This window comes from Streptococcus sp. Marseille-Q0941, assembly GCF_943736975.1.
GTDB lineage: Bacteria > Bacillota > Bacilli > Lactobacillales > Streptococcaceae > Streptococcus.
In genome coordinates this window covers 112466-125176 of the sequence record NZ_CALSFO010000002.1, presented here as the reverse complement: position 1 = coordinate 125176, position 12711 = coordinate 112466, and the positions used below count along the sequence as shown (strand labels likewise).

The following is a 12711-nucleotide window of genomic DNA, read 5'->3' as shown; positions in this document are numbered from 1 at the left end:
TCCTCCTTATTTGATGACTACTGTATAGTCCGTATTTTCTGTAATTAAGCGCTCAGCTCGTTCCATATCCTGAGCAGTTTTAAAGGAAATTTGTAGAATCCCATGAACATCTTCACGATTTTCCTCGTTGATATGGATATTAACCAAGGAAGTTCCTCGCAACAATTCCAAGATGCGTAAAATCACATCTTCTTCATCGGGAACGTCCACATAGAGGTCAAATGAGCTATCTACTCCTCCACGTTTATGGATTTCCATAGCTTGACGTTGCTCACGCGCTTGATTGAAAAAGTTCCAGATTTGGTTTTCATCACCCTTACTGATAGCTTGTCCAATCTCATCCAAACGTCTCTTGAAATCCTCGATGCGTTCAACAATGGTATCCCGATTGGATAGGAGGATAGAAGTCCACATACCTGGCTCACTTTCGGCGATCCGAGTCATATCTCGAAAACCACCTGCTGCAAAACGTCGAGCCATTTCATGTTGCTCAGCATAGTTGGCAGTTTGTTCCATCAAACCTGATGCTAAAATATGAGGAAAATGACTAATCTGTGAAGTTACTCGATCATGCTCCTTGGCATCAATTTCAATGAAACGTGCATGGAGACCAGAAAGTAGGTCCTTCATTTCCTCAAGCGTATCTGGACTAGTCAAACTCGATGGCGTAAAGATATAGTAGGCATTTTCAAAAAGATTGACATCTGCAGAGGCAGCTCCTGTCTTGTGGCTACCAGCCATAGGATGGGCCCCAACAAAGCGAATAGGCTTGCCAGCCAAATACTGCTCCGCAGCATCTACAATGGCAACCTTGGTCGAGCCAGCATCTGAAATAATAACGCCTTCTTTTAAGTTCAAACCTGCCAACTCCTGGATAAAAGCAATGGTCTGCTTGATCGGTAAGGTTAGAATGATGACATCTGCTAGAGGAGCAAAGCTGGCAAAATCATCCGTCGCACGGTCAATCATTCCCCTCTCCAAGGCGATATCTCTCGATGCTCGACTGCGATTATAACCCAAAATTTCATAATCAGGATGGTCACGCCTGATACCGAGCGCCATCGAGGCACCAATCAAGCCGAGACCTGCGATATAGATGGTTTTTGCCATAGGAACTCCTTAATAGTTCTTTGTATACTCGCGGTGTTTGGCTACTGCTTCCTTTAATTCTTCTAGATTATCGGATGAGAATTTTTCCAGAATTTCCTGCGCTAGAACTGTTGCCACAACAGCTTCCATGACCACACCTGCTGCTGGAAGAGCGGTTGGATCACTTCTCTCCACGGTTGCCTTATAAGGTTCGTGAGTCTCGATATCCACACTCATCAGAGGTTTATAAAGGGTGGGAATGGGTTTCATGGCACCACGAACAACGATTGGTTGCCCATTGGTCATACCACCTTCGAAACCACCGAGATTATTGGTCCGACGGGTATACCCATCTTCTTTAGACCAGAGAATTTCATCCATGACTTGGCTTCCTTTACGGTAACCAGCCTCAAACCCAAGACCAAATTCCACCCCTTTAAAGGCATTGATAGAAACAACAGCTTGAGCTAGTCTTGCATCTAGTTTACGATCCCATTGGACATAAGAACCAAGACCAACCGGAACACCACCGACAACTGTTTCTACAACTCCACCGATGGTATCTCCATCACGCTTAATCTGGTCAATATAGTCCTTAATCTCCTGCTCACGTTCTTGGTTGACGATGGAAACTTCCGACTGGGCAGCTCGTTTCTTAATTTCAGCGACCGTTAAGTTTTCTGGAACATCAATTTTCTTACCACCAAAGACAACAACATGGTTAGCAATTTCGATATCAAGCTCATTCAAAAGACGCTTGGCTACTGCACCAACTGCAACCCGCATCGTTGTTTCACGGGCAGATGAGCGTTCCAAAGAATTTCTCAGGTCATCAAAACGATATTTGATCCCACCAACCAAATCTGCGTGACCTGGGCGAGGATGCGTGATTTTTCGTTTACTTTTAAGCCTGTCTTCGATATCCTCGGCAGACATGATATCCAGCCATTTTTGGTGGTCTTTATTAATGACATCCATGGTAATCGGAGCCCCTGTCGTCTTCCCATGACGAATTCCAGAAGTAAAGACAACCTGATCGCTCTCAATCTTCATGCGTCCACCACGGCCATAACCGCCTTGACGGCGTTTGAGATCCTCATTGATATCCTCAGCAGTCAAAGGAAGTCCTGCTGGAATTCCTTCAATGATTGCTGTCAGACGAGGACCATGTGATTCTCCTGCAGTTAAATATCTCATAGGCTCTCCTTATTTTACCAAGTAGTCTTTCATCTCTTCTAGGGAAACAGGGTGAATGGTCGCCGAACCAAGCTCTGGCACCAAGACCAATTTCAAGGTGTTTCCACGCGCTTTTTTATCATGAGTCAAAGCCTGATAAAGCTTGTCAACATCCCAGTTTTCATAGTCAACAGGCAAACCAAATTTCTGACACATAGCTGTAATAGACTGAGTTATTCCTTCTGGCATGAGGCCCTTTTCCTCAGCAACCTTGGAAATCTGCACCATTCCCATTGCAACGGCTTCTCCATGCATGACTTTTCCATAACCGGCAGTCGCTTCAATGGCATGGCCAATAGTGTGGCCAAAATTGAGGTAAAGGCGTATACCGTTGTCCAACTCATCTTCAACCACCATCTTGCGCTTAACTTGGCAAGAATGCTCAATTAGACTCTCTGAATGTTCCAAAATGCTTTCCACAGAACCATCCATTTCAGATAATAGGTTCCAGAGCTCTGGATCTTCAATTAGACCATACTTGATGACTTCACCCATTCCTTCAATCAATTCTCTCTTACCTAAAGTCTCAAGGACAAGCGGGTCAATCAAAACACCATCCGGCTGAGCAAAAGTCCCCACCATATTTTTAGCAAAAGGGGTGTTCACTCCAGTTTTTCCGCCAATTGAAGAATCAACCTGGGCAGTTAAACTAGTTGGAATCTGAACAAAATGAATTCCTCGCATATAGGTAGAAGCTACAAAGCCAGCCAAGTCTCCGACAACTCCGCCACCGAGTGCAAGGATGCCATCACTACGAGTTAACCCTTGCTTCACTAAAAATTCATAAGCCTTTTGAACCGTGGTTAGATTTTTTCGTTCTTCACCCTCTAAAAAGTCAAAAACGGCCACTTGAAAACCAGCATCCTCCAAGCTCAATTTGACTTTTTCTGCATAGAGTGAAGCTACATGGTTATCGGTAATGATAACGACCTTTTGTGGTTGCCAAAGTTCTCGCAACCATTTTCCTGCTTGAGACAAGCATCCTTTTTCAATCTGAATATCGTAAGGATGATGTGGAAGGTCTATTCTGATTTTCATAGCAGGTCTCCTTTTTTTATTGATACTTTTGTTTTAATAAATCCCAGATGTGATCTGTTGGCATTTCCTTGCCTGTCCATAACTGAAAAGCTTCCGCAGCTTGGTAAAGCAACATGCCAAGGCCATTGATAGATTGATTTCCCTGCTTTCTTGCCCATTTCAAAAATGGGGTTTCAAAAGGTTGATAAATCACATCTGCTACCAAGAGCTTTTCTGGTAAAACGATGCTTGTCGGGATTGGTTGAGAGACTCCATCCATACCCACACTGGTCGCATTTACCAGTAAATCCGAATCAGTAATCCTTGCTTGTAGTTCAGAAACATCTTCTAAGGCACATAAATATACTCTAAATCCAGTCGCATTTTCTAGTTTTTCTAAGTAAGGTCTTGTTTTTTCCATGGATGAAGAACGAACAAAGACAGAAATCTGACTCACTCCATCCAAGATCGCCTGTGACAAAATGGCCTTGGCTGCACCGCCTGCTCCTAACAACACCATTCTTTTCTTTGAAATTTTAAAAGAAGGCAAGCTCTTAAAGAATCCCTTGCCATCTGTGTTATATCCAATTAATGTTCCTTCTCGATTCACAACTGTATTAACTGCACCAATTAAACAAGCCTCTTCGCTCAACTGGTCCAGATAAGGAATCACTTGTTCCTTGTATGGCATGGAAAGATTGATTCCATACATCTGGTAGCGACGAATATTGGCAACTGTCTCTGCTAGTTCAGTCGCATCCACTTCCCAAGCAAGATAAACACCATTGGTATCGGTTGCTTCAAAAGCGCTATTGTGAATGAAGGGAGAAATGGAGTGTTTGATAGGATTTGCGACCACAGCTGCTAAACGTGTGTAGCCATCAATCTTCATTTAGAAGCTCCCTAATTTTTTTCATGCTAGATAGTGAAATCTGTCCTGGAGCACTCGCTTCATCCAGACTTGCAAAAGTCCAACTAGATCCTGTCACATCTGAAGTAATACGAGAGACCTTGCCCACTTTTCCCATAGAAATCGTTACATATTCTTGTTCAGGATTTAGTGTTTTAAAGCCGCGTGTAAAGTTCATCAGATCCAACACATCTTGCTCTGTATTAGCCATAACAGCTATTTTCACAACTTTAGGATTTAAACTTGTTAACTCAGACAGTATTTCCATTAGATTTTCAGGTGTTTCTTGGAAGTTATGGTAGCTCAAGACGAGATTTGGAAAGTCCAGCATCTGATCAAAAACATCCTTATAGCTAAAATACTCAAAATCGATATAATCTGGTTGATAAAGCTGTGCTACTTCCTTGATCATTTGAACATATTCTTCTGAAGAGAGCTCAATTTGACCACCCTCAGCACGAGTACGTAAAGTGAAAACAAGCTCACGACCTGCAAATTTTTCAAAAATAGCTGGCGCTACCTGCAAAATAGCTTCCTTAGGTAAGAAGTCAGCTCGCCACTCAATGATATCGGCATCTTGGTAGCGCAACACATCAATAGCTTGAGCCTCTTCTATACTTCTTGGCATTACGGAAACAATTAATTTCATTTACTAACCTTCATGGTAATCACTTTGAGGTAATTACTACTTTCATCTTTTTCATTGTAGACAAAGTCTGCTGGAAGTCCATATTTTTGAAGAACCTGATAGGTTCTTCCTGCAAAACCTTTGTTGATTTGTTCTGTAAATTTTTGACGGGAAACATTGGAAGCATTGGTACTAGCAATAATGATTCCACCTGGTTTTAAAATCTCTAAGCTTTGAGTTATCAACTTGTGATAGTCCTTCGCTACAGAGAAGGTTTGTTTTTTATTTCGGGCAAAGCTAGGCGGATCCAGAACAATCACATCATAGCTCAAACCTTTACGTTTAGCATATTTGAAATACTCAAAGACATCCATGACAAGCAGTCGATGATTGTCTAGACTCAAACCGTTGGCATGAAAATGAGCTTCTGATAGTTCTCTTGACCGTTTGGCTAGGTCTACAGAGGTTGTTTCACTAGCTCCCCCCATAGCTGCAGCGACTGAGAAGGCCGCTGTATAGGAAAACATATTGAGTAAAGATTTCCCCATTGCTAAACCATCAACTAAGCTCCCACGAACTTCATGCTGATCCAAGAAAATCCCTGTCATAAGGCCGTCATTCATAAAAACTTGGTACAAGACTCCATTCTCGAGAACAGTGAAATATTCAGCTGCTTCTTGACCATAGATATGAGCAGACTCATAGTCTAAACCTTTAAAGCGAATCTTTTCATAGGCACCTAAGACTTCTGGGAATACCTGAGAGAAGGCTGCTATGATCTCTTGGCGAAGACTATAAATATAGGAGTTGTACCAAGAGAAAACAACATAATCCCCATAGAGGTCCACAGTCATTCCACCAAAACCATCGCCTTCTTGATTAAACAAACGAAAGGCAGTGGTCAACTCATCTTGATAGTAGGAAGAACGTTTGTGTTTTGCTTGCTTAAATAAACTTTCAAAGAAGGTTTGTTTAAAAGAAATGTTCTGGTTGGTTACAAACCAACCAATTCCCTTATTTTGACGAGATAGATAAGCCTTCCCTAAAAAGTCATTGCTTTGGCTGAAAAGTTCAACTTCCTGATCAGTTTCAGATAAATCTGGAAAATCAACTTCTTCCAAAAGAACCTGACCTTTGTGGAGCTTTTTTTCAACACGCCGACTGACGAATACTTTATTCATAAATACAATTATATCAAATTTGTTAAAAATTCACAAAATAGAAACAACCTTTGCTTTTTTACTCTCGTTTTAAAAAATGGTATACTAATACTAATTAAAAATTAGGAAGTAATTGTGTGAGAATCACAATAAAAGATGCTCTTCCGTCTTGGAGGAGCATTTCTTTTTATAAAATTTATCAAGCAAGCGACCAACTATCTCATCTTTTTTCTATTTCTGTCAATATGCGTGATAGATAGTAATGACAGCTAAATATAGCAAGACCAAGCAGGAGGATAAGAGCTCCTACTCCCAAGCTGATGGCAAGGATAGCGGAGAGAGACTGAACCAAGAATAAGCTACCAATTACAAGGGCCATTAGGATTGCACTATAAATAAGCAATAGAACCATTGTGACTATGCCATTTGAACGATTCACCAGGTCCGTAATACTAGTCCAATTAGTCGACAGATTTTTCACATCTTTAAAATAATGGCGACAAGCAAGGATAATACTGGCAAGAATCCATGCCGCAAGAAGGTAAATCATCGGAAGGATTGGCAAGCCTAAATAAAGGGAAAGACCAAGTAAAGTCACGATAGGTAAAAAGGACTGAACAGCAAATATAATCCAAAATTTCACTTTCACATAACGAGCAAAGTCAAAGGGCAAACTCTTCAGAAAATCAAAATTTTCCCTCTCCAGAGATAGCCCGATTGAAGGTAGACTTGTGATATTGTTATTTAAAACTGCTATAAACACTCCTACAAAAAACAAGGGTAACCAGTATGAAGGATGAATATCTGGAACTAACTGAGAATCTCGAATTTTGGAAATCAATCCGATCATCATGATATAAGGAAGAAAGGCACTTGTAAAAAGCACTGTAATGACGCCAGTCCCCTGTCCCAATAGGGAGAGGTTGTAGCGTAAAACCATGCGGAAAAATCCCTTTTTAGTCGTTGAAATCCCCTCTTTACTGCGACGTTCTTTTATGACTTTCTCCTCACTGTTAAGCAGGATAATGTCATAAAAACGAGGAAGAACCTTCTTTTTGGTCAGATAAAGTAAGAAGAGAGTTAGTCCTATCCAAGCGAGCAGACCCAGTATAGCCTCTGTCGAAAAAGGCTCCACTGCTATTTTGTAAAAGAGATGAATAGGATAAAGAAGAGGTGGAATGTCTCTAACTCTGTCAACTATATCTCCAGAAGTCGACTGTAGAAAGAAGACAAATAATAAAGGCGTGATAACCCCTATCCCAATCATCACATTCGCAAAAATAGACTGATACTTTCTAAAAACCGCAGTTTGAGCCAAGAAATGCACTGCCACTACCATCACTAGAGTCACAGAGACAAATAATAAGGCCAAGGACAGCAACATCAAGGGCAAACCCAGCCAAAGAGTAGGAGCTAGCCTAATGTAGAGGACTAGAAAATAAGCTAGGATTGGTACAATTCCAGTTAGAGCTGGCAAGAGGACAGACAGTCCTTTAGCAATTATAATCTCTGATTCTTTAAAGGCATAGGGACTATAGGAGGCCAAGTCCTTACTCTCATAAAAGACATTGTAAAATGCAGTGAAAGACGTTGAAAAGGCAAGCACCAGTAAAATAGCAACCATGGTACTAAAAAAACTTGGCATTTCCTCAAAAGGAAAACGAAAGGCTAGATTAGAAAATAAGATGAGTAGCAACAAACTAGAAGCAAGATAAGAACGCAACAATTTCCCTGATACATCAACCTTTTTATCAGGATTCTTAGCTTGCTTCTTTCGTAGGTTAGCCAAATTAGCTTCTTTAGATGAATAGAGAATATTGATATCAACTAATTTTTTAATGACCTTGAGACGCATCTGTAACCTCCTCTTTTCTACCAGCAAGGCTAAGGTAGATACTTTCCAAAGACTGATCTGGGTGGTCTTTTCTCAAGTCCTCCACGCTACCACAATAAATCAAATGCCCCTTTTTCAAAATGGCAATCCGATCACAGACTTGCTCGGCTACCTCTAAGACATGGGTCGAAAACAAAACTGTTTTACCTTTTTGTGCATGTTCCTTCATCATTTGCTTCAAATCAAAGGCAGCCTGGGGATCCAAACCAGTCAAGGGTTCGTCCAAGACCCAAATATCAGGATCAGACAAGAGTGCCCCAATAACAAAAACTTTCTGACGCATTCCGTGAGAAAGGGTTTCAATAACCTGATAACGGTTTTCAGCAAAGTCAAAAACACTCAATAGCCTAGCTAGACCAGCCTCCAAGTCAGAACTAGTCAGATCATAGGATGAAGCAATCAATTCCCAAAATTCATTGGCCGTTAAGCGTAAAAATAAGTCAGGCGAGTCTGCAACGTAACCAATCTTTCGTTTAATAGCCAAGCGATTTTCCGATAAATCTAAACCATCTACCAAGATACGACCACTGCTGGGTGAAATGATACTGACTAGGGATTTTATGGTGGTCGATTTTCCAGCACCATTATGGCCAATCAAACCCATAATCTCTCCATTTTCAATCTGCAAATTGAGATTGCTCAAAGCCTCTTTATCACCATACAACTTACTAACATTTTGAAATTCAATCATGGGCTGACTCCTATATTTATGTTTTTATATTATTATATTAGCACTTTGGTACAAAATAATCAACACTTTTGATAAAATAGTCGAAAATATTTTTTAGATTTGCGCAAACGTTTGTGCATTTGCTTGCTTTATGTTAAAATGATTGTCAATATTGTTAAGTATGAGGACTTTCTATGAAAAATCAAACCCTAATGCAGTATTTTGAGTGGTATCTCCCCCACGATGGAAAACACTGGGAACGTCTCGCTTCTGATTCTGAGAATCTTGCCGAACTAGGAATTAGCCATGTCTGGATGCCACCTGCCTTTAAAGCTACCAACGAAAAAGATGTCGGCTATGGTGTCTATGATTTATTTGACATTGGAGAATTTGACCAAAAAGGGACTGTGTCTACCAAGTACGGTTTCAAAGAAGACTATCTTCAGGCTATTCAAACACTTAAATCACATGGAATTCAACCAATGGCTGATGTCGTCTTAAATCATAAGGCAGCTGCAGACCATTTAGAATCCTTCCAGGTTATCGAAGTAGATCCTGAAGATCGTACAATCGAACTTGGAGAGCCTTTTACCATTAACGGATGGACTGGTTTCACCTTTAATGGGAGACAAAACACCTACAATGACTTCCACTGGCATTGGTACCATTTTACGGGGACTGACTATGATGCAAAACGCCGTAAATCTGGAATCTATCTGATACAAGGAGACAACAAAGGCTGGGCCCACGAAGAATTAGTGGATAATGAAAATGGTAACTATGACTACCTTATGTATGCTGATTTGGATTTCAAGCATCCAGAAGTGATACAAAATATCTACGATTGGGCAGACTGGTTTATCGAAACTACGGGTGTTACGGGTTTCCGTTTAGACGCTGTCAAGCATATTGACTCTTTCTTTATGCGCAATTTTATTCGTGATATTAAAGAAAAATATGGACAAGACTTTTATGTCTTTGGAGAATTCTGGAATCCTGATAAGGAAGCGAATCTTGATTACCTTGAAAAGATTGAAGAGCGCTTTGACCTTGTTGATGTCCGCCTTCATATGAATCTGTTTGAAGCAGGCCAGGCTGGAGCTGACTATGATTTACGAACCATTTTTGATGATAGTTTAGTTCAAATCAAACCAGATAAAGCTGTAACCTTTGTCGATAACCATGATACTCAACGTGGACAAGCTTTAGAATCTACTGTTGAAGAATGGTTCAAACCAGCAGCCTATGCTCTCATTCTTTTACGTGAAAACGGTCTACCATGTGTCTTTTACGGAGACTACTACGGTATCTCTAGTCAGTATGCTCAAGAAAACTTCAAGGATGTCCTTGACCGTTTGCTAACTATCCGAAAAGAGTTGGCTTATGGAGAGCAAAGGGACTACTTTGATGACCCTAATTGTATCGGTTGGGCCCGTTCAGGTGCAGACAACCAAACACCTCTCGCAGTTCTTATCTCAAATGCTCAAGAGAATTCTAAAACCATGTTTGTCGGCCCAGAATGGGCAAACCAAACCTTTGTTGATTTACTTGGTAATCATTCTGATCAAGTAACTATTAATGCTGATGGTTATGGTGATTTCCCAGTTGCTGAACGTTCTGTAAGTGTTTGGGGACTTGCTAATTAAGAACAAAAAAACTTGCCTTAGTAGCAAGTTTTTTTATTACTAAATATTAGTCTTTCCATAGATCCATAGCATTTTTAAAATCTGATGAGACTTGAACATTTTGAGGATTAGTTGCTTCTCTCTCTTGACGTTTCACCTCTACCTGGGCTACACTCTTAATCCCCTCATGGCGCCAGTTGCGGAGGATTGCTTGGATGTACTTCCAATTTGGTTTTCCATTTAAAACAGCTTCACGCAAGGCTTCTTTTATCAAATCTGCACTAGTTCCGTCTTCTCTCAAACTCTTTTCCAAATCTTCAATTTCAAAGGGACTCAAGAGACGACCTAATTCCTGTTGAAAGGTTTCTACCAGATTCTTTAAGTCATTTGGTGCAGATTGTACCTGACTTGTTTCTTGCTTCCCAAACAGTTGGTCCAGACGTTCCAAGGCAAGGGTTGCATCGAAAATTACTTCTATCTCACCATTGAGTTCAATGGTTCGGTATTGAAGCAAGCCCTTATCAGTCAAGCGTGAAATAGCTTGATTGACTTCAGTGACTTGCTTGCCAATTTTTTCAGCAATCTGGCTTGGAGACAATTCACCTAAAGCCGTTGTATTCTGTAAGTAAAAGAATTGCCAAACCAAGAAATCATCGCTTGACGAGAACAGTTGATTGTAGTTTAAGAGCAGGTCACTTGGTAAAACTAAGTTCCCTGATTTGAAAGCATCTAAATATGTCATAATTCCTCTTATAAATATCCAAAATGAGACACATCATCTTCCACACTTTTCCACTCAAAAGGCGTTTCTTGGTAAACTGCATAATTTACCCAGTTACTGAAAAAGAGGGCTGCAGATGAACTCCAACGCATACATGGAAGTTCATGAATGTCATCATTTTTGAAATAATTTTCTGGTATATGTGGATCTAAACCAGCATCTAGATCTCTAAAATATTCCTTTGCAAGCGTATCACGATCATACTCTAAATGCCCGAAGCTATAGACTTCTCTCAAATCTCGACTCGCAAGGATAGAAACTCCTACCTCTTCTCCTGATGCTAAAATCTCTAGATTTGTTTTATTCAGGATATCTTCTTTGTGGACTTCTGCATGGCGAGAATGAGGGGATACATATAAATCATCAAAACCTCTCAATAGGAGATGACCTTCTTTCAAAACATCTTGAGGATAAATCCCCGAAAGCTTTTGGTCCATCTGGTATTTATCTACGCCATAGCGATAGTATAGACCTGCCTGTGCTCCCCAACAAATATGCAGGGTTGAAAAGACATGGGTCTTAGACCAATCGATAACTTGGGTAAACTCTTGCCAATAGTCCACTTCTTCAAAAGGGAGATGTTCAACTGGAGCACCTGTGATAATCAAACCATCGAAATAATCGTCTTTGACTTCCGAGAAAGTCTTATAAAAAGTCTCCATATGCTCAGAGCGGGTTGTTTTAGATTGGTGACTTTCCATATATAAAAAATCAATATCTAATTGCAGAGGAGTATTGGCCAAATGGCGTAAAAGCTGAGTTTCTGTAACCATTTTCAGTGGCATCAAGTTTAAAATCAGAATTTTCAGTGGTCGAATATCCTGATGAGCCGCCCTCTGGTCATCCATGACGAAAATATTTTCCGTTCGTAAAATCTCAACTGCTGGTAATTTTTTATCAATTCGAATCGGCATAGAAATCTCCTTACTGTATCATATTGGACTCAAGTAAACATGGTATCGTCAACGGGGAAAAATGCTGACGTTTCTCTTTCCCTTTATTATACTGTATGAAGATATAGTTTTCAATTATAGTTTTTCTCTAACTAGATATAGCTTATTTTTATATCAAATGAAGAGAAAACAGCCCTAGGGACTGTTTTTCATTAATAATGCATCAGCACTTTATAGTCGTAATCTCCGATAGCTTCACGACCTTTGAGTTCATCCAGTTCGATCAAGAAGGCACAACCTGCTACGACTCCACCCAATTTTTCAATCATTTCGATGGTTGCTTTAACAGTACCACCTGTTGCCAAGAGGTCATCTACGATAAGAACACGTTGTCCTGGTTTGATAGCATCTGCGTGCATAGTCAAAGTGTCAACTCCATATTCTTTTTCGTAGTCAGCTGAAATAACTTCACGTGGCAACTTGCCAGGTTTACGCACTGGTGCAAAACCGATTCCCAATTCAAAAGCGACAGGACATCCAACGATGAAGCCACGCGCTTCAGGGCCGACGATCATATCAATCTTTTTGTTAGTAGCATATTGAACAATTTCGCGAACAGCGTAGCTGTAGGCATTTCCATCTGCCATCAATGGGCTAATATCACGGAAAGTAATTCCTTCTTGAGGATAATTTTCAATACTTGCAATGTAATCTTTTAAGTTCATAGCGTTTCTTTCTTTTTAAATTTTTACTCCCTATTATACCATAATTCCTAGAAAAGCAAAATAGAAAGAAGCCTTGACACTTA

General features: G+C 40.3%; 12 protein-coding genes. 1 reads left to right on the top strand and 11 read right to left on the bottom strand.

Annotation, left to right across the window (positions count from 1 at the left end):
• Positions 1 to 6: 6 nt before the first annotated feature.
• The 8 genes from NGI26_RS01425 to NGI26_RS01390 all read right to left on the bottom strand — a co-directional run bounded on the left by NGI26_RS01425 (position 7) and on the right by NGI26_RS01390 (position 8625).
• Positions 7 to 1110, bottom strand: a complete 1104-nt coding sequence (locus tag NGI26_RS01425; RefSeq protein ID WP_251935108.1) for a prephenate dehydrogenase — start codon at positions 1108 to 1110, stop codon at positions 7 to 9.
• Positions 1111 to 1119: 9 nt separating this feature from the next.
• The gene (aroC, locus tag NGI26_RS01420) at positions 1120 to 2286 is read right to left on the bottom strand and encodes a chorismate synthase (RefSeq protein WP_251935106.1); all 1167 of its coding nucleotides are present in this window, start codon (positions 2284 to 2286) and stop codon (positions 1120 to 1122) included.
• Between the two features lie 9 nt (positions 2287 to 2295).
• Complete coding sequence (aroB, locus tag NGI26_RS01415; protein ID WP_251935103.1) at positions 2296 to 3363, bottom strand: 3-dehydroquinate synthase; 1068 nt, start codon at positions 3361 to 3363, stop codon at positions 2296 to 2298.
• A 16-nt stretch (positions 3364 to 3379) separates the two neighbouring features.
• A complete protein-coding gene (locus tag NGI26_RS01410; RefSeq protein WP_251935100.1) occupies positions 3380 to 4234 on the bottom strand; it encodes a shikimate dehydrogenase in 855 nt (284 codons plus the stop codon).
• Positions 4224 to 4901: a type I 3-dehydroquinate dehydratase gene (aroD, locus tag NGI26_RS01405; protein ID WP_251935096.1), complete on the bottom strand. Its 678-nt coding sequence runs from the start codon at positions 4899 to 4901 to the stop codon at positions 4224 to 4226. Before aroD ends, NGI26_RS01410 begins: the two co-directional genes overlap by 11 nt.
• Positions 4898 to 6061: a class I SAM-dependent rRNA methyltransferase gene (locus NGI26_RS01400; RefSeq protein ID WP_251935093.1), complete on the bottom strand. Its 1164-nt coding sequence runs from the start codon at positions 6059 to 6061 to the stop codon at positions 4898 to 4900. Before NGI26_RS01400 ends, aroD begins: the two co-directional genes overlap by 4 nt.
• A gap of 199 nt (positions 6062 to 6260) precedes the next feature.
• Entirely contained in the window at positions 6261 to 7895 is a 1635-nt protein-coding gene (locus tag NGI26_RS01395) for a hypothetical protein (RefSeq protein ID WP_251935091.1), read from the bottom strand.
• A complete protein-coding gene (locus tag NGI26_RS01390) occupies positions 7876 to 8625 on the bottom strand; it encodes an ABC transporter ATP-binding protein (RefSeq protein WP_251935088.1) in 750 nt (249 codons plus the stop codon). The genes NGI26_RS01395 and NGI26_RS01390 overlap by 20 nt, the downstream gene beginning before the upstream one ends.
• Positions 8626 to 8798: 173 nt before the next feature.
• On the opposite strand from NGI26_RS01390, the gene NGI26_RS01385 reads away from it, so the two are divergent.
• Complete coding sequence (locus NGI26_RS01385) at positions 8799 to 10250, top strand: alpha-amylase (protein WP_251935086.1); 1452 nt, start codon at positions 8799 to 8801, stop codon at positions 10248 to 10250.
• Between the two features lie 46 nt (positions 10251 to 10296).
• On the opposite strand, the gene NGI26_RS01380 is transcribed toward NGI26_RS01385, so the two are convergent.
• The 3 genes from NGI26_RS01380 to NGI26_RS01370 all read right to left on the bottom strand — a co-directional run bounded on the left by NGI26_RS01380 (position 10297) and on the right by NGI26_RS01370 (position 12628).
• On the bottom strand, positions 10297 to 10971 hold the full coding sequence (locus NGI26_RS01380; RefSeq protein ID WP_251935083.1) for a DnaD domain-containing protein: 675 nt from the start codon (positions 10969 to 10971) through the stop codon (positions 10297 to 10299).
• A gap of 8 nt (positions 10972 to 10979) precedes the next feature.
• A complete protein-coding gene (gene metA, locus NGI26_RS01375; RefSeq protein WP_251935081.1) occupies positions 10980 to 11924 on the bottom strand; it encodes a homoserine O-acetyltransferase MetA in 945 nt (314 codons plus the stop codon).
• A 191-nt stretch (positions 11925 to 12115) separates the two neighbouring features.
• Positions 12116 to 12628 carry an adenine phosphoribosyltransferase gene (locus tag NGI26_RS01370; RefSeq protein WP_006148048.1) on the bottom strand — a complete coding sequence of 171 codons (513 nt, stop codon included), beginning with the start codon at positions 12626 to 12628 and terminating at the stop codon, positions 12116 to 12118.
• Positions 12629 to 12711 lie beyond the last annotated feature (83 nt).